Annotated in this window: 17 protein-coding genes and 1 pseudogene; 12 read left to right on the top strand and 6 right to left on the bottom strand. The window is 59.9% G+C overall.

What is annotated here, in order from left to right:
• Nucleotides 1–42: 42 nt before the first annotated feature.
• The 3 genes from ACF8LI_RS22190 to ACF8LI_RS22180 form a co-directional block, all read right to left on the bottom strand.
• Complete coding sequence (locus ACF8LI_RS22190) at nucleotides 43–1,398, bottom strand: efflux RND transporter periplasmic adaptor subunit (RefSeq protein ID WP_016453440.1); 1,356 nt, start codon at nucleotides 1,396–1,398, stop codon at nucleotides 43–45.
• Nucleotides 1,399–1,530: 132 nt separating this feature from the next.
• Complete coding sequence (locus ACF8LI_RS22185) at nucleotides 1,531–3,006, bottom strand: efflux transporter outer membrane subunit (protein WP_252652368.1); 1,476 nt, start codon at nucleotides 3,004–3,006, stop codon at nucleotides 1,531–1,533.
• A 69-nt stretch (nucleotides 3,007–3,075) separates the two neighbouring features.
• Nucleotides 3,076–3,612, bottom strand: coding sequence for a MarR family winged helix-turn-helix transcriptional regulator (locus ACF8LI_RS22180; protein ID WP_252652369.1), 537 nt, complete (start codon nucleotides 3,610–3,612; stop codon nucleotides 3,076–3,078).
• 534 nt (nucleotides 3,613–4,146) lie between these two features.
• Between ACF8LI_RS22180 and ACF8LI_RS22175 the strand changes: the two genes are divergently transcribed.
• From ACF8LI_RS22175 to ACF8LI_RS22140, 8 genes and pseudogenes are all read left to right on the top strand, one after another.
• Nucleotides 4,147–4,839, top strand: coding sequence for a hypothetical protein (locus ACF8LI_RS22175; protein WP_392414136.1), 693 nt, complete (start codon nucleotides 4,147–4,149; stop codon nucleotides 4,837–4,839).
• Nucleotides 4,840–4,912: 73 nt separating this feature from the next.
• On the top strand, nucleotides 4,913–9,172 hold the full coding sequence (locus ACF8LI_RS22170; RefSeq protein WP_392414135.1) for an RHS repeat-associated core domain-containing protein: 4,260 nt from the start codon (nucleotides 4,913–4,915) through the stop codon (nucleotides 9,170–9,172).
• Nucleotides 9,173–9,178: 6 nt separating this feature from the next.
• The gene (locus tag ACF8LI_RS22165; RefSeq protein ID WP_392414134.1) at nucleotides 9,179–9,412 is read left to right on the top strand and encodes a hypothetical protein; all 234 of its coding nucleotides are present in this window, start codon (nucleotides 9,179–9,181) and stop codon (nucleotides 9,410–9,412) included.
• Nucleotides 9,413–9,655: 243 nt separating this feature from the next.
• Nucleotides 9,656–14,395 (top strand): RHS repeat-associated core domain-containing protein, encoded by a 4,740-nt coding sequence (locus ACF8LI_RS22160; RefSeq protein WP_392429818.1) that lies wholly within the window; start codon nucleotides 9,656–9,658, stop codon nucleotides 14,393–14,395.
• Nucleotides 14,392–14,754: a hypothetical protein gene (locus tag ACF8LI_RS22155; RefSeq protein WP_392414132.1), complete on the top strand. Its 363-nt coding sequence runs from the start codon at nucleotides 14,392–14,394 to the stop codon at nucleotides 14,752–14,754. Before ACF8LI_RS22160 ends, ACF8LI_RS22155 begins: the two co-directional genes overlap by 4 nt.
• Nucleotides 14,755–14,848: 94 nt before the next feature.
• On the top strand, nucleotides 14,849–15,115 hold the full coding sequence (locus tag ACF8LI_RS22150) for an RHS repeat-associated core domain-containing protein (protein ID WP_392414131.1): 267 nt from the start codon (nucleotides 14,849–14,851) through the stop codon (nucleotides 15,113–15,115).
• Nucleotides 15,112–15,489 carry a hypothetical protein gene (locus tag ACF8LI_RS22145; protein ID WP_139223895.1) on the top strand — a complete coding sequence of 126 codons (378 nt, stop codon included), beginning with the start codon at nucleotides 15,112–15,114 and terminating at the stop codon, nucleotides 15,487–15,489. Before ACF8LI_RS22150 ends, ACF8LI_RS22145 begins: the two co-directional genes overlap by 4 nt.
• Nucleotides 15,490–15,562: 73 nt before the next feature.
• A pseudogene (locus ACF8LI_RS22140) lies at nucleotides 15,563–15,685 on the top strand (RHS domain-containing protein); the annotation flags it as partial.
• A 116-nt stretch (nucleotides 15,686–15,801) separates the two neighbouring features.
• Here ACF8LI_RS22140 and ACF8LI_RS22135 read toward each other — a convergent pair.
• The 3 genes from ACF8LI_RS22135 to ACF8LI_RS22125 all read right to left on the bottom strand — a co-directional run bounded on the left by ACF8LI_RS22135 (nucleotide 15,802) and on the right by ACF8LI_RS22125 (nucleotide 16,985).
• A complete protein-coding gene (locus tag ACF8LI_RS22135; RefSeq protein WP_392414130.1) occupies nucleotides 15,802–16,272 on the bottom strand; it encodes a macro domain-containing protein in 471 nt (156 codons plus the stop codon).
• Between the two features lie 68 nt (nucleotides 16,273–16,340).
• A complete protein-coding gene (locus ACF8LI_RS22130; RefSeq protein ID WP_126312282.1) occupies nucleotides 16,341–16,655 on the bottom strand; it encodes a DUF4148 domain-containing protein in 315 nt (104 codons plus the stop codon).
• A gap of 126 nt (nucleotides 16,656–16,781) precedes the next feature.
• Nucleotides 16,782–16,985, bottom strand: a complete 204-nt coding sequence (locus ACF8LI_RS22125) for a hypothetical protein (protein WP_392414129.1) — start codon at nucleotides 16,983–16,985, stop codon at nucleotides 16,782–16,784.
• Between ACF8LI_RS22125 and ACF8LI_RS22120 the strand changes: the two genes are divergently transcribed.
• The 4 genes from ACF8LI_RS22120 (at nucleotide 16,976) to ACF8LI_RS22105 (ending at nucleotide 20,305) form a co-directional block, all read left to right on the top strand.
• A complete protein-coding gene (locus ACF8LI_RS22120) occupies nucleotides 16,976–17,713 on the top strand; it encodes an AzlC family ABC transporter permease (protein ID WP_392414128.1) in 738 nt (245 codons plus the stop codon). The genes ACF8LI_RS22125 and ACF8LI_RS22120 overlap by 10 nt on opposite strands.
• Before the next feature lie 3 nt (nucleotides 17,714–17,716).
• Complete coding sequence (locus ACF8LI_RS22115) at nucleotides 17,717–18,013, top strand: AzlD family protein (protein WP_012205574.1); 297 nt, start codon at nucleotides 17,717–17,719, stop codon at nucleotides 18,011–18,013.
• A gap of 62 nt (nucleotides 18,014–18,075) precedes the next feature.
• On the top strand, nucleotides 18,076–18,420 hold the full coding sequence (locus tag ACF8LI_RS22110) for a FlxA-like family protein (RefSeq protein ID WP_016446047.1): 345 nt from the start codon (nucleotides 18,076–18,078) through the stop codon (nucleotides 18,418–18,420).
• 283 nt (nucleotides 18,421–18,703) lie between these two features.
• On the top strand, nucleotides 18,704–20,305 hold the full coding sequence (locus ACF8LI_RS22105; RefSeq protein WP_046238556.1) for a methyl-accepting chemotaxis protein: 1,602 nt from the start codon (nucleotides 18,704–18,706) through the stop codon (nucleotides 20,303–20,305).
• Nucleotides 20,306–20,332: the final 27 nt, after the last annotated feature.

Here is a 20,332-nt window from a genome sequence, read left to right as displayed (position 1 = left end):
CAGTCCGCGTAGGTTCTGGGAAGGCGGGGGAGCGATGCCTGCTTACCTGGACTGCATGGCCTGCGCGTCAACCGGCGCGGAGGCCACGGCGGCTGGCGCCTTGCCCTGTGCCCTGTCCTGCACCTCGGCCATGGCCACGGGCGGCAGCTCGGGCAACTGCTTGAGCGGTGCCACGTTCTGGCCCGCCACGATGTGGGCAATGCGCTCCTCGGCCTGCGGCAGCGCCATGTCGTAGACGGAGGTCTGGGCCACGGGTGCGTTGCGCGTGGTCGTTGCCAGCACCTCGCCCTGCTGGTCTCGCACGTCCACCTTGACTTCCATGGACAGGCCCACGCGCAGCGGGTGCTGTGCCAGGTCTTCCGGCGCCAGCGCAATGCGCACGGGCACGCGCTGCACCACCTTGATCCAGTTGCCGGTGGCGTTCTGCGCGGGCAGCAGCGAGAAGGCCGCGCCGGTTCCTGCGCCCATGCCCACCACGGTGCCGTGGTAGCTGATCTTGTCGCCGTAGACATCGGCCGTCAGCTCGGTCTTCTGGCCTATGCGCAGCTGGGCCAGCTGGCTTTCCTTGAAGTTGGCATCCACCCAGAGGTTGTGCAGGCCCACCACCGTCATCAGGGGAGCGCCCGAGGCCACGCGCTGGCCCAGCTGCACGCCGCGCTTGGCCACATAGCCTTCCACGGGCGAGACCAGGCGCGTGCGCTGCAGCGCCAGATAGGCTTCGCGCACCTTGGCGGAGGCGGCGATCACGCTGGGGTGCTCTTCGGCGCTGCTGCCCTTGGTCTGGGCTTCGGCAGCCGTCAGCTGCGCCTTGGCGGCGCGCACGGCGGCTTCGGCTGCCGAGGCGGCATTGCCGGCCGTGCGGGCCAGGGACTGGGCGTGGTCGAACTCCTCCTTGCCCACGGCGCCCGTGGCCAGCAGCGGGCGGCGGCGCTCCACATCCTCGCGGGCGCGGGCGGCATCGGCCTGCAGGCGGGCCAGATCGGCCTCGCGCTGGGCCACCTGGGCGACCAGGGGGGCATTGTTGGCGTACAGCGTGCGCACCTGGCGCACGGTCTGGGCCAGCTGCGACTCGGCCTGGGACAGGGCGACCAGGGCATCGGCCGAGTCCAGCTGCACCAGCAGCTGGCCGGGCTTGACGTAGTCGGTGTCGTCGGCGCCGATGCTGATCACCGTGCCGCCGACCTGCGGCGTGATCTGCACCACGTTGCCCGCCACATAGGCGTTATCCGTGGTCTGGTAGTTGCGGGCCACCATCCAGTGCCAGCCGCCCCAGGCGACGGCGGCCACCGCGACGGCGGCGGCCACGATGGTCAGGCCCTTGCGGCGGCCCTGCGGGTTGGCCACGGGCGAGGCTGCGGCAGCGGGTGCATTGGATGCTTGCTTGTTGGTATCGGTCATGGTGTTCGGCGCTTTGTTATCTGTGAATGTGGTTGTGCGGCCGGGGCAGGGGGCTGGCGGTCTGTCACGCTGGCTGGCGGTCTGCCCGGTGGAGGGTCAAGAGTGAGGTGGGTTCCTGTGCGGGTTGCGATCTCAGTGCTGGCTGACCTGCACGGCATCCGTGCCATCGGTCCAGCCGCCGCCCAGGGCCTTCATCAGCGACACGCGCGTGTCCAGCGCGCGGGCACGCAGGTCCACGTCCAGGCGGCGCTGGGTGATCACCTGGGTCTCGGTGTTCAGCACCGTCACCTGGCTGGCCAGGCCGGCCTTGTAGCGCTGCACTGCAAAGTCGTAGGCGCGTTCGGCCTTCTCCAGCGACTCGGCCTGCAGCTGCTGTTGGCGCACCAGCGATTGCACGGACGTGATGGCATCGCCCGCTTCCTTGACCGCATCGAGCACCACGCCGTTGTACTGGGCAATGGCGGTGTCCAGGTCGGCCTGCGTGCCGCGCAACTGGGCGCGCAGGCGCTTGCCGTCGAACAGGGGCAGGCGCAGCGCGGGCGTCACGCCCATCTGGCGCGAGCTGCCCTTGAACAGGTTGTCCAGCCCGACGGCATTGAGGCCGATGAAGGCCGTCAGGTTGATATCGGGATAGAAATCCGCCCGCGCGCTCTCTATGCCCTGCGTTGCCGACTCCACGCGCCAGCGCGCGGCCACCACATCGGGGCGGCGGCCCAGCAGGTCTGCGCCCAACTGGCCGGGCATGGCCTGGATCTGCAGCGCGGCCAGACGGGGCGCCAGCTGCAGCTGCGCCTCGGGCGCCTGGCCGCAGAGCACGGCGATGGTGCGGCGCGCCAGCGTGATCTGCTCGTCCAGCATCTCGATCTGCGTGCCGGCATCGGGCAGGCCGGCCTGGGCCTGGGTCAGCTCCACCTGGCTGTCCAGCCCGGCGCGCGTGCGCTGCTGGCTCAGCTCCAGCAGCGACTGGCGCTGGGTCAGCGTGCGGCCGGCCACCTCCTTCTGGGCAATCAGCCGGGCCAGCGCCACATAGCTGCGCGCCACCTGGGCGGCCAGCTGGTTGGCGGCGGCGGCGCTGTCGGCCTGGGCGGCACGGGCCTGGCCCAGGGCGGCCTGCAGGTCGGCGGCATGGCGGCCAAAGAAATCCGGCGTCCAGCTCAGCCCGGCCTGCAGGTTGCCGGTGTTGTAGGTATGGCCGGCAATGGGAGCAGGCACCAGGCCGTTGGCGCTGTAGTGCTGGCGCGTGGCGTCGACGCCGAGCGTGCCGCGCACATCGGTGGCCGTGCTGGTGGCCGTGGCCAGGGCGGCGGCCTTGTCGAAGCGGGCGCGGCTCATGGCCAGGCTGGGGCTGCCCTGCAGCGCCTGGGCGATCAGGCCGTCCAACTGGGCATCGCCCAGGGACTTCCACCAATCGGCGGCGGGCAGGCTGGTATTGGCGCCTGTCTCGGACTGGGCCGTCAGACCCAGGTCGGAGGCGCCCAGCCGGGCCAGCGGCTCATGGGCCGGGCCCTGGGAAGCACAACCGGCCAGGGCCAGCGCGGCGCACAGGGTGGCCGCTGCGGCGGCCACGCGGCGGGGCGCGGCGGACACGGAAACAAAGGATTTGGGCATGGTGGTCTGCCTGTTGGGGGTCAAGAATCAGGAAATCGGAAACCGGGGCGGAAAAAGGGGCTGGCGCTGTCAGGCCGCGGGCGTGGCAGGCGCAGGGGCTGGCGGCGCAGCTTCCGGCGCGCGCATCGCATCGCCATTGGCCAGCAGGCGGCGCAGCATGTCCAGCAGCTGGCGCGACTCGTCATGGCTGAAGCCGGCCATATGGGCATTCATCACGCTGGACAGCACCTGCGGCACCTTGGCCGCCATGGCGCGGCCTTCATCGGTCAGCACCAGCTTGACCACGCGCCGGTCCACCGTGGAGCGCTCGCGCCGCAGCATGCCCTTGGATTCGAGCCGGTCCAGCGCCCGCGTGATGGAGGCCGGATCCAGCCCCAGGTCACGTGCCATGCCGGCATTCGTGGCGTCGCTGCACAGCAGCAGCTTGTACAGCGGCAGCCACTGCACATAGGTCAGCTCATGCTCGGCCAACTGCGTATCGGCCTGCTGGAGGATGGAGCTGAGCACCTTGCGCATGAGGAACCCCACGCTCTCGAAGGGCGTGTAGCTGCCGGGGCTGTAGAAGTCCGAGGGCTGCAGGCCGTTGGGCAGGGGAGGCTGGGTCATGGTGTCTGCGGGTGAAATAATTGACTGCGCAATGATTGTTGCGGCAATTATTGCAGAAGCACACGCTGGATGTGTGGTGGGGTCGGGGGTGGGGTTTTTCCCCGGGACGCTGTGGGATGTCTTCTGCGGTGACTCAAGCATCTGGATGCGTCTTTTGGTCAGCCGACACTCCTGGAGGCAAGTGCGAAGCGGCCATTTGGCATTGGCCTGCCTGTATCGCTCATGGCACTGCGCCTCATGGGATTGGCGTCTGTGACGAATGCGATATCGGGAATTATTGCCGTGCTAACCTTTTTCCCGGCACGGCACTGATTGCCTTGATGATTCCAGGCATTTGGCCTTACCCATCTTGGAATAGGGGAAATTGATGTGTCTCTTCATTGCGATTGTTTAAGATGATCTTCTTGATTGTGTGAGATACCGGTGTTTGTTGGGGAGGGTGCTTTGCCATTTGTTTTGATTTCAATCTGATGGTTCCTTCATGAGGGGTATTTGAGAGTTGAAATGTAATCTCCTTGCAGGATATTTCTGGGAATGCTTAAATTTCACAATACCATGATTTATAAAAAATTTGGAATTCTTCTGGCCTTTGTTATTTTTTCGTCATATGGTAATTCTGGGACATTGCCATTGGTAGATTATATTTGGCATGATCCTTCTTATCCGCCTGAGTCGAATTCAGTCTATATCATCAACGGATATTTCGACAAGCCCGAAAAGGCTTGTAAGGCATTTGTGGAAAAGATGGGCGGCAGGGGGCTACCTGTAGCATTTACACACCAGTTTATAGATGTTGAGCCAAATACGCCAAATTTGGAATGCTACGCTACGGCTGTAGCCCCACCGGCGAGTGGAAAATATTCTTGGATCTTCTATGCGAAATTCATCCCCTACACCATAAAAATAGAAGGTCCGTCGAGCACTTCTGCGTTGCCAAGCCTGTCCGGCCCTGTTCGTCAGAGAATTAGCATCACACGAAATGATGGTACTGGAGTTCAAACTCAATTCTATCTTCAGTATAACAATCATTCCGCACCAGGAACCTCATTGACCGAGACTCTACAAACGGATGAAAACGGGGTATATGAGTTTCTGTACGTTCCTCCGTATTTCAAGGGGATAAGCTTCGATTTCAACGTGCGCTGTAATAAATGTGGAAACATGGATTACAAAAGTATTGCTGTGGCACCTGTCGAGCTTTCTCCGCAGATGTGCGCTCGTGAATGAAATGATTGGATGGGGAGGGGCCTCTATGTCTTGTTTCAAATATTTGCTTTCGGGAATCTCTTGTGCAAATTTCTTGCTGAAGAGATCTTTCAGTCAATCATTGATTTGCCTATTTTTCATTCTGGCAGCTGACTATTCTTTTTCTCAAAATGTTCCGGACTCTCCTCGAAATATCCAGTCCCACATGGATTGGATTGACCAGGGTGCGCAGCCGTTGTCGTTAGCGCATTATTTCAACAGCGGCGACGTTGATGGGCAAGCCGATGTCGGGATGGGCAAGGGCTGGAAGCATTCTTGGATTTCCCGGGTCAAATTGCCAACGAAGCAGGGGCCGGAATTTTCGTCCAGCGTATCGGTGCAGATGCCTGATGGAACATCCGTGCTGTTCTTCAAGGGCAATAGTCAGTCTTCTGCCTGGGTGGCCGCCTCTGGCACCGACCGGATTCAAGGCACCATGGGCGGTCAGTGGAAGTACTACCGTGCCAGTGATGACAGCTGGTGGCATTTCGACAACAAGGGCTGGCTCACGCGGATCGTGATGCGCAATGGCTGGGCGTATCAGGTAACCCAGACCGAGGGCAAGGTGGCGTCCGTATCCAACTCCTTCGGGCGGCAGTTGAACTTTCTCTATCGGACTGACGGGCGGCTGGATTCTGTCCAATTGCCTGATGGCAACTCTATCAACTACAGCTACAACGCCAACGGCAGCTTGAAGGCTGTCAAATTCAACGATGCACAGACTCGGGCCTATGCCTATGAAAGCACGTCATTTCCCGAATTGGTGACGGGTATTGCAGATTCGCAGGGAAATCAATTGATGGGCTTCTCCTACCAGGGAGATGGAACATTGACGGAAACCAGACGCGCCGGGGTGCAAGGTAGTTATGCTGTTTCCACTTCTGTCGCAGCCAGTCTCCCTGCAGGTGGTGCGATGCTTCCAGTAGGCACGCACGACCCAAATTGGTACAAGGCGTCGGTGACCACCACGGCTCCCAATGGCTCGGTACACACTCGACATTACGAAGGAACCGCCACCGGCGTGCGTGCGGTCAGCCAGAGCAACGCCCGGTTCGGGAATACATTCAAGGAAGAAATCAATCAGGACCTCTTGCCATCTTTCAAGGAAGATTTCATGGGCAACAGGACCAGCTACCAATGGGACACGCAGCGGCAGCGGCTCACCCAGGTAACGGCTGCTTCCAACCGTGCTGAAGCCCAGGTCACAAAGATCGCGTGGCACCCGACCCTATCACTGCCCACAAAAATCACAGAAGCGGGTCGCATCACCGATCTTGGTTATGACGCTGGCGGCAACCTGATCAGTTCTGTCGTCACGGACGTTGCAAGTGGCAAGGCGTACTCCAACACCTGGTCCTATAACGAGCAAGGATTGGTCGCCAGTCACACCGATGCCGCTGGCCGGTCTTCCTTCGGCTATGACGCCAAGGGCAACCTCAGCACGGTCACCGATCCGCAGGGCCGGGTCAGCCAGTACAGCCACGACGGCGCTGGGCGGGTGGTGACAGCCACCAATCCGGCGGGTCAGACTAGCACGTATGGATACAGCCCGAGGGGGCAACTGACGCGTTTTGGTGTGGCAGGTCTGGAGACAGCGCTGACCTACTTGCCCAATGGTCAATTGGACACCCTGCGTCTGGCCAGCGGCCATTCCATAACCTATCAGTACGACAATGCCCAGCGCGTCATTGGCTGGAGCGACAACCGTGGCAACTCTGCGCAGTACACCGTGGATCAATGGGACAACCGAACCAATGAAACCATCAGCTCCGGTGCTTCGCAGGTGGCCTTCCAGGTGCAGCGCTCCATCAACAACATCAATCGGGTGACCAGTGAAACGGTTGGTGGCGATCAGAGCGTCAGCCTGGCATATGACGCCAATGGCGACCTGACGGAAACCAGCAACGCGCTGAATCAACGCACCAGGTTTGCACTCGATGGTCTGCAGCGGCTGAACCGCGTCACCAATCCCCTCGATGCGGCCGCCAACCTCAGCTACAACGCCCTGAATGCCGTCACCACTGCCCAGGACTTCAAAGGCGTCACCACCACCTACACCCGAGACGCCCTGGGCAACGCCAAGGCCGAAGCCACCCCCGACGCCGGCAACATCACCGCTACCTATGACGCCCTGGGCCTGATCGCGACCGCCAAGGACGCCGCAGGCCGCACCCTCGCCGTGCAGCGCGACGCCCTGGGCCGCCCCACCCAGCTCCAATACGGCAGCACCGCCACCTCCACGCTGCGCTACGACCTGCCCGGCAACACCTACAACGGCCCCGGTGCCCCCAAGGCCAGCACGGGCTACCTCAGCGAGATCCAGGACCCCGGCGTCACCACCCAGTACCAGCGCGACATCCTGGGCCGGGTGCTGCGCAAGAGCCAGATCCTTGCCAATGGCGACACCAAGTCGCTGATCCACTCCTATGTACCCGCCGGGCAGGGCGGAGGCGGAGAACTGCAAAGCATCACCTACCCCAGCGGCAAGCAGGCCACCTACCTGTATGACAGCACAGGCCAGATCACGGGCCTGCAGTGGAACGGCCAGCCCCTGGTCACCGGCCTGGCCTGGAGCCCGCTGGGCCAGCCCACGGCCTGGCAATGGGCGGGCTTTGTGCAGCAGCCCGGCGCCACGGCAGCCCTGGCCGAGCAGCGCAGCTACAACACCGCAGGCCAACTGGCCAGCAGCAAGCTGCTGAACCTGACCTGGGATGCGGCAGGCCGCATCAGCCTCATCCAGCAGCAGCACATGCTGCCGGGCACGGCGGCGGCCCAGCAGGCCAAGCTGTCCAGCGCCTTCAGCTATGACGCCGTGGGACGCCTGACGGCCAGCGCGCACAGCGCGCCTGCAGGCCTCACGCTGCCCACAGGCTGGAGCCTTGCCGACACCATCGAGCTCAGCGCCTCCGGCTACGCCTGGGATGCCAACGGCAACCGCACCCAGGTGCACTACAGCAATGCCCTGGCATCGGGCACCTCCACGCTGCAGCGCAACTACCAGACGGCTGCGGGCACCAACCGCCTGCAAAGCTATGCCCAGACGCTGCAGCGCCCGGGCAGTGCGGTGCAGAACAGCAACGTGACCTTCAGCTACGACGCTGCGGGCGCCCTGGTCAAGAAGGGAGACAACTACCTGCACTACGGCGCAGATGGCCGCATCGCCAAGGCCGGCGAATACGCGGACGCTGCGGACGCAAGAGCCGTCAGCTACGTCTACAACGCCCTGGGCCAGCGCGTGCTCAAGAGCGATGCCCGGGGCGCAGGTCAACCGGCCACGCTGCAGACCCTGTATGCCGAAGACGGCATAGGCAGCACCGTGCTGGGCCAGTACGCCAACCAGCGCAGCGCCAATAGCGCAGCGCCAGCAGGCCAGAGCGACAGCACGGAAATCATCTACCTGCCCACGGCCAGCGGTCCCATGCCCATTGCGGCAGAGATCAACGGGCGCTTGTACGCCATCCACACGGACCACCTGAACACCCCCAGGCGCCTGACCAACCAGCAAGGGCAGGTGGCCTGGCAATGGCTGATCTCAGGGTTTGGCGAAGTGCGGCCCACCACGGGCGACCGTGGCTACGGCCAGACCGTCAGCGGCCCCAGCTATGCGCAGGCGGTGAAGTTCGACCTGCGGTATCCCGGTCAGGTGTTTGATGAAGAGACGGGGCTGTCGTACAACCTGCACAGGTACTACGATGCGGCGACGGGGAGATACATCCAGGCGGACCCGATCGGGTTGGAGGGTGGGTGGAATCGGTTTGGGTATGTGGGTGGTAACCCGCTGAATTACATTGATCCTGAAGGATTGGTGTTCCTTGACCTAACGACGTTTGAAGGTGCAAAGCGCAAAACCACTCTCGATCAAGCTGTGCAGGCAGGCGCATGGACTAGGCTTGTTACTATGCCGGCAATTGGTACGGGATTAAGTCCTTCAGCGATGGGGTTGTTTGGCTCAGCGACTATCCCTGCGTGCTCATCTGCCGCGAATTGGTACATGCTTGGGTCAGAAGCTGATACGACATTTTTGAATTTAACTTTTCGAGAGAAAATGCTTTACGAAGTTGGTCAGAAGACTACTGCCTCGTATGCAAGATATGCAAAACTTTCTCCCGTTGAGCGAGGGGCAGCGATGGTTAGCGAGCTTGGCTGGTGGCGTGCTCTTGTCCCTGAGGTGGGAGGATTAAGCTTGGGTATTGGTTCCACGTTTGGAACAGGTCCAACGCCTTGGCTAAGATGGCTTCTGCCAAAGGCTTTAGGAGGTGCGGGCCTTGGAGCAGCGCTATCTGGTGATGCTGAGCAATGCTCTTGTGGAAGATAGAAAAAAATGACAGTTTTCACGTTAATTTATGGGTTAATTTATTTCGGAATCTGGCTGTTTGTCTATAACTTGTTGAAAAATCATTTATCAGGTTGGATTGCTGGATTTGCGGGGGTGGTTGTGGTGCTCTTGTTTCGATATTTCTTGATTTGGAGCGGAGAAGTTTCAATGCGCCGCCACCAAAGAAAGAAGGGAATTGAAGAAATGAAGAAAAATATTTCTTCAAGGGAAGATGTCTAATTGAATGGCGCGCATAGCTTCTTTGGGACATCGGCTGTGCGTGTCAATTTTTCACTCTGAAAATTATGCAGCGACTAATAATTCTCATTGCGGAAAAGATCAACGGCCGGCTGTACGCCATCCACACGGACCATCTGAACACCCCAGGCGCCTGACCAACCAGCAGGGCACGGCCAACGGCCCCATGCCCATCGCGGCAGATGGTTAACGGTCGCCTGTATGCCTTTCACATGGAGCACCTGAATGCCCCCAGCGTCTGAGAAAATTAAGGGAGATAATATGCTTTGCTCATTGATGAGCTTGATAAGATCAATTGCTTGCGTGATCTTTTTTTTAAGTGGAGGTTTGGCGAATGCAGTTTTGCCGTATAAGCTGCAATATGGTCCTGCAGTTTGGAGCGGAGGACCTTGGGATATGCCTTGGCTTGATTCTGCCGAGGAAGCCTGTGATGTTGGATTTTCCGCTCGAGCAGAGATTTGGCAATCGCCATGGAGTGTCATCAAATCGACGCCATACATTAAATATGATCCCCAGGGTTTTGCCAATGAATGCAAAATTACCCGCCTAAGGGATGGTCAAGGCGACTGGGGGAATCAAGATTTTGGCCTGAACCACAGAAGAACTGTTTGCCCAGCAAACAGTTCTTCCGCGTCTGGCGGGTGCAACTGCGATTCAGGTTATCGCGAGGATATAATTTTAGGTGTTTGTCAGCCAATCGATGTAATTACTGACGAATATGCTGCTTGCAGCCGTAGTAATTTTGGAGAAACGGCGCAAGATGGTTTTAGGATTGGCCAGCCAATTCTTCCTGCGACGAGGGAGAAGTATCGATCTGAGGTTGATTGGCGTGACGGAGGCGCAGCTCCTTTGTCCATGGTGCGGACATATCGGAGTAGCTGGGGTCAGGATGCACCGAGGATGAATTCTGGATTGGGTCGTGTCTGGAGTCATGGCCATTCAATTTATTTGAAAACAAAAATATCTCCTTCCGAATCAAAATTGACGGTGTATTTTCCAGAGGGGGGAGTACGAACGTTCTCAAAATCTGGTGCCTCACAGAATTGGATTGCTGATGGCGGTATTGATGAATTGACGCAGGAAATTGATGGGTGGGTTTACAGAAAATCTAATAGTAATTTAATCTTGTTCTTCTCTTTGGATGGAATATTGCGTAAAAGGGTGGAGCAAGGAAGTTTTGTTTTAAATTATTTTTATGATGAGAAATATCGCCTGGATAAAGTTGAAAACAATTTTGGCAGATCGTTGCGGTTTTCTTATAACGAATCCGATCAGTTGATTCTGGCCTTGCTGCCTGATGGTCGTAAAATAAATTACGTTTATGATGGCAGCGGTCGTTTGATTGGGGTGAATTATCCAGATGGCCAGAGTCGTGGATTCCTATATGAGAAAGCCGGTTTTCCTCAGGCATTGACTGGTATCGTTGATGAGGCAGGAGTACGGTGGGGAACGTTCGACTACGATGACCAAGGCCGAGCCATAAGCACTGAACTGGCCGGTTCTGTGGAGCGCTATCAGGTCAGCTATCCTTCCACCAATACTGCAAGCGTGCGCGATCCGTTGGGAACCACGCGAAACTATGTTTACTCTGTAGTTGCCGGCCGATTGGCGGTAACGAGCGGATCCTTACCATCAGGATTCGGCGGCGCTGATGCTGCGCTTCGTGTACAGGACAGTAATGGCCTGATCACTAGCGAGAAAGATTTCAAAGGCATAACGACTGCGACAACATGGGATGCGGCTCGCAGGCTTACCACTTCAATCATCAGGGCATCAGGTTCCCCTGAGGCGCAGGCACGTACCATCCATTGGCATGAAAGCCTCAATCTCCCAGTCATGATCAAGGAGGCTGGCAGAGTTTCGAGTTATACCTATGATAGCCAGGGGCGCGTGCTGTCTGAGTCTGTCTCGGATTCCGATATTTCTCCTGGTGTCAATCGAACAAGAAAATGGACCTATACTCCCCAAGGTTTGCCAGCTTCTATTCAGGATGCGAATGGAGGAGTCACATCATATTCCTATGATTTACGCGGAAATATGGTGACCGCGACCAATGCGCAGGGACATGTGACAGATTACAGTTATGACGATGCCAATCGCATGGTAACGCTTAGCCGTCCCAATGGATTAGTGTCCTCCTATACCTATGATCCTCATGATCAGATAATTTCCGAGAGTGTGAATGATGGGTTGGGGAATGCATTGGTTACCCAATGGGGTTACAAGCCCTATCGCAGTTTGGAGTCCATCCGCCTACCAAGCGGCAAGAAGCTGGAATATTCCTATGATGCGGCACATCGTGTCATAGGCTGGAGCAGCAACCAGGGTTCTGCCGGTTTATATGTATTGGACGCAGCAGGTAATCGCATTGCCGAAACCATCAAGGATGGTGCAACCAATGTGGCTTACCAAGTGCAACGGTCCATCAATGCCGTCAACAGGGTTGGCAGCGAGATCGTGGGTGAGGTGCAGAGCGTCGGTTTGACCTATGACGCGAACGGCGACTTGGCCACGGCCCGCAACGGCCTGGGGCAGACCACCACGCTGGATGTTGATGGCCTGCGCCGCCTCACCAAAATCACCGACCCTCTCAACGCCAGCGCATCGCTGTCATACAACGCCCTGAACGCCGTCACCACCGCCCAGGACTTCAAAGGCGTTACCACTACCTACACCCGCGACGCCCTGGGCAATGCCAAGGCCGAAGCCACCCCCGACGCCGGCAACAGCACCGCTACCTACGACGCCCTGGGCCTGATCGCCACCGCCAAGGACGCCGCAGGTCGCACCCTCGCCGTGCAGCGCGACGCCCTGGGCCGTCCCACCCAACTCCAGTACGGCAGCACCGCCACCTCCACGCTGCGCTACGACCTGCCCGGCACCACCTACAACGGCCCCGGTGCCCCCAAGGCCAGCACGGGCCACCTCAGCGAGATCCAGGACCCCGGCGTCACCACCCAGTACCAGCGCGACATCCTGGGCCGGGTGCTGCGCAAGAGCCAGATCCTTGCCAATGGCGACACCAAGTCGCTGATCCACTCCTATGTACCTGCCGGGCAGGGCGGAGGCGGAGAACTGCAAAGCATCACCTACCCCAGCGGCAGGCAGGCCACCTACCTGTATGACAGCACAGGTCAGATCACGGGCCTGCAGTGGAACGGCCAGCCCCTGGTCACCGGCCTGACCTGGAGCCCGCTGGGCCAGCCCACGGCCTGGCAATGGACGGGCTTTGCGCAGCAGCCCGGCGCCACGGCCACCCTGGCCGAGCAGCGCAGCTACAACACGGCAGGCCAACTGGCCAGCAGCCAGTTGCTGAACCTGACCTGGGATGCGGCAGGCCGCATCAGCCTCATCCAGCAGCAGCACATGCTGCCGGGCACGGCGGCGGCCCAGCAGGCCAAACTGTCCAGCGCCTTCAGCTACGACGCCGTGGGGCGCCTGACGGCCAGCGCGCATAGCGCGCCTGCGGGCCTCACCCTGCCCACGGGCTGGAGCCTGGCTAACACCATCGAGCTGAGCGCCTCCGGCTACGCCTGGGACGCCAACGGCAACCGCACCCAGGTGCACTACAGCAATGCCCTGGCATCGGGCACCTCCACGCTGCAGCGCAACTACCAGACTGCAGCGGGCACCAACCGCCTGCAAAGCTATGCCCAGACGCTGCAGCGCCCGGGCAGCGCGGCGCAGAACAGCAACGTGACCTTCAGCTACGACGCTGCGGGCGCCCTGGTCAAGAAGGGAGACAACCACCTGCACTATGGCGCAGATGGTCGCATCGCCAAGGCCGGCGAATACGCAGACGCTGCCGATGCACGGGCCGTCAGCTACGTCTACAACGCCCTGGGCCAGCGCGTGCTCAAGAGCGATGCGCGGGGCGCAGGTCAACCGGCCACGCTGCAGACCCTGTATGCCGAAGACGGCATAGGCAGCACCGTGCTGGGCCAGTACGCCAACCAGCGCAGCACCAACAGCGCAGCCCCGGCAGGCCAGAGCGACAGCACGGAAATCATCTACCTGCCCACGGCCAGCGGCCCCATGCCCATTGCGGCAGAGATCAACGGACGTCTTTACGCCATCCACACGGACCACCTGAACACCCCAAGGCGCCTGACCAACCAGCAGGGGCAGGTGGCCTGGCAATGGCTGATCTCGGGGTTCGGCGAAGTGCGGCCCACCACGGGCGACCGTGGCTACGGCCAGATGGTCAGCGGCCCCAGCTATGCACAGGCGGTGAAGTTCGATCTGCGGTATCCGGGGCAGGTGTTTGATGAAGAGACGGGGCTGTCGTACAACCTGCACAGGTACTACGATGCGGCGACGGGTCGGTATATCCAGGCGGACCCGAACGGGTTGGCTGGAGGATGGAATCGGTTTGGGTATGTAGCCAACAACCCGCTCAACGATGTGGACCCGCAAGGCCTGCACCCCGTGCTGGGAAGAATACAAGGCCTGTACTACCGGTACGGTCCGGCGATCACGGAGTTCATTGCCGGGGCGTCTGGAGTCAACGGGGCGTTGGCATCGCCTGCGGCGATCAGCCCGCTGGTGGCGCAGATTCCGACGGGTGTCTCGAGGATGCTGCCGATTGCGCGGGGGATCTCTGAGGGGGTGGAGTCGGGGGCGTTTTGTGCGGCAGGTGGCAGAACTTTTAGTTCTTCTGATCCTTTGGTTGGTGAATTGGCAACCAAGATCGATGCCATATACCCAGGCCATGTTGTTGGTGTCAATGTGCCAGTTTTTAATTCGTCGGGGAAATTGGTGACCGATGCTGATATATTATTGAGAAATGCAATTATTCAAGTTAAATCGGGAGGCGGAAAGGGTATGACTGATCAGCTTCAAAGAACGGAAAGGGCAACAGGTCTTCCTACTATTGGATATGGTCCTGATTTAAAACCGTCAATCCTTCGCGGCTGTTTTTCGACCAACTGCGAAACCACACTTCTGAATATCATTAGACCATGAATACATTAATTTTCTATATTGACCGCCATAGCGTGTGGAGGCCGCAAGACTGGATTGTTTCCCTTGGTGGTGGGAACGTTTTTAATAATCAATTTACTCTTGAATTCGACGGTGAATTAATCTCCGTGATACCGTCTGCTCAAGTGCTTTGTGAGTTGGAAGAAGAGGAATTGATTAGATTGCATGAGATAGTTGCAGAGCCAAACGCATTTATTGTTGAATGGAGAGGTGATGGGTTGATTGAAAAATTTATTGAATCAATACCAAATACCACTTCGGTCGCAGTAGATAATGATCATGGGTTAATAGTTTCTGTTCATGATGTTAGGGGTATGCCTTTAAATTCATGGATTCATTGAAAATTTTTGAATTAATTTGGGTGCTTTTTAATTAAGTGCCAATGTGCCCCGTAGGGGCAGGTGGCCTGGCGATGGCCGATCTCGGGGGGGCGAGGTGCGTCCCACCACGGGCGACCGTGGCTACGGCCAGACCGTCAGCGGCCCCAGCTATGCGCAGGCGGTGAAGTTCGACCTGCGGTATCCGGGCCAAGTGTTTGATGAAGAGACGGGGCTGTTGTATAACCTGCACCGGTACTACGATGCGGCTATGGGGCGGTATGTGCAGGCGGCCCCGATCTATATGAATCCTGGAACTGGGGAAGTGTTTTATTACTTGGATTATAAAGCTATATTTAATAATTATTCTGGAGCATTAAAATGAAGGTTCAATGTATTAAATTGCTCGACACTGAGGGAAATGAGGTTTTGTCCTCGCCTTGGTTGAAGCTAAACTCTGTTTATCAGGTTTTGTCAATTTTTATTGATCCGCATGGTCGACGTAGTTTTAATATTGTAACTTCTGAGAATAATGGAGGACGTCCTATATTTGGTAGTTATCAAGCAGAGTGCTTTAAGATTATTAGCACTGTTGTTCCAACAAATTGGACTGTATGGATTCATGAGAGCTCTGCTATAGGAATTTCGCCAAAGGCCTGGCAAGAGGCTGGATTTCTTGATTCTCTTTTAGAGCAAGAACAATTTGCATGGGATATTTTCGAGCAAGAACGCCGCTTAATAATGTCTGAAGAGCCTTAGCAGAGGCGGTGTGATGCTGGGCCAGCAAGTTACCCGCACAGCGTTGACAGAATAGCCCCCGGCCAGTGGTCCCATGCCCATTGCGGCAGAAATCAACGGCCGCCTATACGCCATCCACACGGACCACCTGAACACCCCCAGGCGCCTGACCAACCAGCAGGGGCAGGTGGCCTGGCAGTGGCTGATCTCAGGGTTTGGGGAAGTGCGTCCCACCACGGGCGACCGTGGCTACGGCCGAATCGTCAGCGGCCCCAGCTATGCGCAGGCGGTGAAGTTCGACCTGCGGTATCCGAGCTTCGACCGTTACAACAACTATCGTGCCTTGCCAAAAACGACCAGCACAACCGCTGCCCTCGTTTCGACTTGGGCAATGGTGTTCTTCATCATGCGGATGGCAGTGTCTTCATTGAAGCCTCCAGATCCGCAACCGATCAGGGGAAAGGCTACGGATTTGAAGCCGTGATCGTTGACGAGTTGAAGGGCCGACTGTGTGGACTTCTCAATGGAGAGTTGTGACGCCCTCCAAAGAAGATTGATACCCGCCACATGGATGATGCCTTTGAAAGGCAGTCTGCCGGCAGATGTCAGGACGGCATCGCCCAGAGGAATTGGGCCGGCCCGCGCAACCTCCAGGAATGGCTGCAGTCCACCCTTGCGCTTGATTGCGCTGGACACGCCTTGGGGGATCAACAGCCACCAGGGAATGATGTTTCTATTCCATGAGTTGACGATGACCTCAACGTCCTGGTCCAGAAGGTCGCCGTTGACTATGCGGATATTCATGGAGTGAGGGGCGATGCTCGCAGGTGGGGAAACTGCACAGTATCTCGCGCCTCGCGTCACCCCAACGCTCACTTGTCTTGAGCCACCGCATGCCCTTTCTCCAGTCTGGCCACGGCCTCGCGGTAGGCGGGGCTGGCGCGCAACTGCTGGTAACGCTCCAGGCCGCGCTGGTATTCGGTGGAGCGGACATCGATCTCGCGGTCCGAGACATAGGTGAGTCCGGCGCGGTGCCACATTTCCAGGTCGGCCAGCACCTGGGCGCGGCTGAGGTCGGTGGGGGCAGCAGTGGACGAGGGCGTGGCTTCCTGGGCGAGGGCGGTGCCGGCCAGGCCCAGGCTGAGGACGGCCAGTGCGATGAAGCGGGTGAAGTGGGAAGTGCGCATGGGGAACCTTTCAGGTGAAGCGAAGTGATGAGGGCTTCATGGTCCCGCTGCCGCCCTAGCCGGCACAGCCGTTTGCGACGCACTGCAGCATGGCGGGAGCCAATGGCCGTTGGGTTTCGTGAAATGTCAGGAGGGCAGGCGCGGCCGTCCGAGGAGCGCCGCCAGCCATGGAAATGGGTTGAGCGGCGCTTGTGGGGCGCTTGTGCGGCAGATTATTTCAAGTTGATCGAATAAATCGGCATAAACGTCCGTGAAATGGCTGGTGAAAGCATGAATCGGCAGCAAATTCCAGCTGCGCAGGCCGACAATCGCCGCTCTCCATGTCTTCATCCATTCCACTTTCCCCCGCTGCCGTTTCGGCAGATTCCGTCTCCCGCAGTTCCGAGGCCTTTCGTGGCTTCAGGGATGCGATTCCCGTGATGCTGGGTTTCGTGCCCTTTGCCCTGGTGCTGGGCGCCCAGGCCGTGCAAAAGGGGCTTGCACCGCTGGAAGTTCCTCTCATGACCGGGATGAACTTCGGCGGCGGCTCGGAGTTCACGGCCATACGGCTGTGGACCTCGCCGCCGCATGTGCTGCTGATCGTCGCCATGTCATTTCTGGTCAATTGCCGGCACATCCTGATGGGTGCGGCGCTGGCGCCCTATCTGCGCCATCTGCCCAGGCGCCGTGCGCTGCCGGCCCTGTTCTTCATGTGCGACGAAAGCTGGGCGTTGGCCCTGGCAGACGCCCAGCGCAGTGCCGCGCGGCGCGTGAGCCTGCCTTACTACATGGGCGTGTCGGCAGGCCTGTACATGGCCTGGGTGTCGTGCACGGCGGCCGGTGCCTTTCTGGGGCCGCGCTTTGGCGACCTGGAGCAGTACGGCTTCGACATGGCGTTCACCGCCGTGTTTCTGGTGCTGCTGCGCGGCATGTGGAAGGGCGTCAGGCCTTGCCGGCCCTGGCTGGTGAGCCTGGTGACGGCGGCTGTGGTCTACAAGCTGGTGCCTGGCGCCTGGTATGTGGCGGCCGGCGCTGTTTCGGGCCTGATCTGCGCGGCCTTGCTGGCGCCCAGGAGCTGAGCGATGGAAGCCACAACCTTGCTGACGCTGGTGCTCATGGCGTGCAGCACGTATTTCACGCGGGTGATCGGCTACCTGCTGCTGCGCGGGCGCACGCTGAGCCCGCGCATGCAGTACGTGATGGAAAGCCTGCCGGGCTGCGTGCTGATCTCGGTGATTGCCCCGGCGTTTGTGTCCGAGCGTCCGGCCGATCTGCTGGCCCTGGTGGTGACGCTGGTGGCGGCCAGCCGGCTGCCCATTCTGCCGACGGTGCTGATCGGCATTGCGTCGGCGGGTGCGCTGCGGCACTGGCTGGGGTGATGGCGGGTGGGGCGGGGCGTTTTGGGCCTTCAGTTCGCCCGCCAGTGGTCGATGTAGGGGGCATGCAAGTCTCATCCTCCACCTCGGCTTCCGCCTCGGGAGCCGCTTCATCCTCCGGCGGCAATGACATCGCTGCGTTGCAGCGCAAGCTCAAGGAGCTGCAGCAGGCGCTCAAGGAAGTGGCCTCCGAGAACATCGACGCCAAGGCCAAGCAACAGAAGTCCAAGCTGCTGCAGACGCAGATCATGATGGTGCAAAACCAGATCGAGGCGCTGATGCGCGCCAGGCAGCAGGCCCAGCTCGACAAGCAGCGCGAGCAGCAGCAGGCCGCCGAGGCGCCATCGCAATCCCCATCGAAGGGCGGCAAGGCGCCCGGGCTGGGCGGCGTGGTCGACGTCTACGTCTGATCCAGTGAGATGGCCCGTGTTTTCACGGGCCGTTTTTCAAGGCATTCAATGTAACTTACATGAAATGCTGTTCGAACTTTAAGAGGGTTGGCTCTGCAACACGGATGGGGAAGGGGGCTTGCCTGCGGGGCGGTAGCCGCGAGCGTCGCAACTCCTATGGAACTTATTGATTTTTGACTCTCAAGAAACCGGCGGTTGCTACCGATAAGGCAAGCAATGTGACTGCCGGGATGCGATAGCGATGGCCTATACCGATGGCGTCACGGGGACAGAGGGATCTGCGATGAAAAAACTCGGCGATGTGCGTATCGGTACCCGGCTTACCGGTGTTTTTCTTGTTCTGCTGATCTGCCTGATGGCCGTGGGCGCCGTCGGCGCAAGGGCGCTGGGCCATGTGTTCTCGGGCACGCAGACCATGTACCAGGACCGCGTGGTTCCGCTCAAGCAGCTCAAGCAGATTGCGGACGCCTACGCCGTCAACGTCATAGATACGGTCAACAAGGCGAATGCCGGCCTGATCACGGCGCAGGAGGCAGCGGCGAGCATTTCCGGCACGCTGCCCGCGATCGACGCGGCCTGGCGCAGCTATTCGTCCACACAGCTGACCTCGCAGGAGGCCGTGCTGGCCAGCCAGGCGCAGGCGCTGTTCGCACCTGCCAACCAGAGCATCGACCGGCTGCTGCAGCGGCTCAAGACGCTGGATGGAAAAAGGGCCGGCAGCTTGGACGAGTTCGATGGCGCGCTGTATGCCAGCGTAGACCCCATCAGCGCCAAGATCGGCGAACTGGTGGAGCTGCAGCTCAAGGCATCCGAGGATGTGTATGCGGACTCCCGCCAGGTTCTGGCGCAGTCGCAGATGCTGATCTACGGCTTTGTCGCGGCCGCTGTCATCCTCGCCGTGGCGCTGGGCTATGTGGTCACGCGCTCAATCACCGTTCCCCTGAAGTCCGCCGTGGAGGTGGCCCGGCACATCGAGCAGGGCGATCTGGCTTCCGAGATCCAGGCCACGGGGCGCGACGAAGTCGGCGACCTGCTGCGCTCCATGAGCGCCATGCGCGAATCGCTGGCCAGCATCGTTGGCGATGTGCGGCGCGGGGTGGAGTCGGTGACCACGGCATCCAGCCAGATCGCCGCAGGCAACCAGGACCTGAGCAGCCGCACCGAACACCAGGCCTCCAGCCTTCAGGAGACGGCGGCCTCCATGGAGCAGCTGGCAGGCAATGTGGGCCAGAGTTCGGAGAATGCGCGGCAGGCCAGCGCCCTGGCCGTGCGCGCCAAGGAGGTGGCGGGCGTGGGCGGCGGCGCTGTCGCCAGGGTCGTGGGCACCATGGACGAAATCTCGGCCAGCAGCGGAAAGATTGCCGAGATCACGGGCGTCATCGATTCCATCGCCTTCCAGACGAATATCCTGGCGCTCAACGCAGCGGTGGAGGCCGCGCGGGCGGGCGAGCAGGGCAGGGGGTTTGCCGTGGTGGCCGGAGAAGTGCGCTCCCTGGCCCAACGCAGCGCCGCAGCGGCGCGTGAAATCAAGGCGCTGATCACGGCCTCCACCGAGACGGTGCGAATGGGCGGCAACCAGGTCCGGGAAGCCGGCAAGGCCATGGACGCCATCGAATCCCAGGTGCGCGAGGTGGCGTCGTTGATTGAGGCCATCTCGGCCGCCAGCGTGGAGCAAAGCGGCGGCCTGGGACAGATCAGCGAGGCGGTCTCCCAGATGGACCAGGTCACGCAGCAAAACGCTGCCCTGGTGGAAGAGTCTGCCGCCGCAGCTGCCAGCCTGGAGCGACAGGCCCGCGTGCTGGCCCAGGCGGTGGCCACGTTCAGGATCAGCGAGTTCAAGGAGATCGGCATGGCGCCCGCCGGCAGGGCATTGGCCGCTGCCTGAAGCGGGCAAGGCAAGAGCGCGGACAGG

The organism is Delftia sp. WSY_12, from assembly GCF_043104645.1.
Lineage (GTDB): Bacteria > Pseudomonadota > Gammaproteobacteria > Burkholderiales > Burkholderiaceae_C > Comamonas > Comamonas tsuruhatensis.
This window is presented reverse-complemented; position numbering and strand designations above follow the sequence as displayed.